Source organism: Oleiphilus sp. HI0125 (genome assembly GCF_001635355.1).
In genome coordinates this window covers 1-1,752 of record NZ_LWGF01001008.1, presented here as the reverse complement: position 1 = coordinate 1,752, position 1,752 = coordinate 1, and the positions used below count along the sequence as shown (strand labels likewise).

Sequence of the window (1,752 nt, the reverse complement as noted above, 5' to 3'; positions counted from 1 at the left end):
CATCTTGCTGGCGCTGTCGAGTTGAGCTAACAAACTCCTCTGCATTAACAGCATAAGCACCTTCGTTTTCACGTAACACAAGTCTAGCAGCAACAGATTCAACTGAAGACAACAACTGTCCTTGAGCGCTTGATAAGGTTCGTTGCGAAGCTACTGAGTAAAGCTGAGGGTTACCTAAGATGCCTTCGTCTTTTGAGTAACTATCATTAGGACGAGCGGTTGAACGTGGCTGATCATCACTAATTAACACATGCATCGTTGATTGGACGCCATTTGTTGCATCAATGCTCAAGCTCGGAACCCATTTTGCATCTTGAGAAGCGGACTCAATTTGTAAAGTCGTTTGATTAATTTGATTGGAGTCTTTGCAGTCGCCAGACAGGATTTCTGTATCGGAACAAAATAGAGCACGACTCTCAAACAAGAAACGTCCCTCTCGACATGTGCCGGCATCTAGATCAAAGCGAGTACACTCATCAGCCGCTCCCTCTAACGGCTCCTGAACGTTACACATCACTTCCATGAGACCCTTGTAGCAGACATTAGAAACAGTTGCGCCTTGGACGTTCGTTGAAAAATATATCCCGGAATCTTGAACCACTGGCCGAGAAATAGATTGCACCAATCGACGACCTAACAATAGACGCTCTCGCACAGTGGCCGGTGCGGTAAGAGGCTGTTTGTAGTAATACACCACTAGAGCATCACGCTCTGTCAGACGTAAATTTAACAACAAAGAATCGTCGTACATCTTAAATTCGAAGCTGCGCATATAGTCTTTGTAGTAGGGCAAAAATGCAGCAAAACTAAGATCATTCGCGACTTCATCAAGCTCATTTAAGTCTTCATAGTTACTGGGCGTGCACAACTCAGATTGGGGTGTTGTTGGCGTGCGCTCTGCGTCTGTCACACAATAATCATTGAGATCATTTGGAAAAGAGCAGTTCAAAGCAAGTGTACAGTCATTCGTTACTTGCCATGCGAAGCCTCCAACGTCATTAGCATCGGCACAAGCTACTGGGTCAGCATTGTAACTACAGTCATTCAAATCAAACTGTGAGAACATGTAAGGATCTTCAATGTTTCTCAGCGATCGCGCTAATAAAAAGTCATAACTGTAGTTCTTAGATAAAACTGGCGCACTGTAACTAGCTTTATAGTCACTGTAGAAGAACTTACCCTGATCAAATACAAGGAAATCATCATTATCGAAAGCGATTTGCATCTTAGTGACATTTCCCGAGTCTTCTTCCAATTGATATGACCGATCTTTAAATACATCGTTGGAATCACTTAGCTCAAATAACTCTGAACCCTCAAATACAAAAATATCACGGCCAAGTTGCGCCACATAAAAGTTATCCTCCAACTCTTCGACAGCAAACAACTGACTATAAGCGCCTTCCACTCCCAGAACATTGGAAAAACTCTCTAGATTTCGATCTTGTGGAGCCGTCCAAACTTGGTCTCCAGCGCTATTCCACAATACCAGCTCACGAGCCCCGCTCCCCAAGCCAGCACCGATATATCCATATACTTGCACTTTACTACCTGGATTAGTCGCATCATCTACGTATGCACGAATCGGGTAACTCAAGGCTCTTGCTTGGCTAACATTAGGTAATAGGCGTGTTTTACAGTTAGCTGCGGAACTCTTACCGTCAAGTTCACCAATACATGTCTCTTCATCGATCGCGTTCACATCATAATTAAGCGCTACCTTAAAATAACGACGAAAATCTTGGTTATTTT

Annotated in this window: 1 protein-coding gene; it reads right to left on the bottom strand. The window is 43.6% G+C overall.

The features are described from left to right. The coding region (locus A3762_RS27745; protein WP_197469338.1) for a hypothetical protein at positions 1 to 1,752 on the bottom strand (1,752 nt) is incomplete at both ends.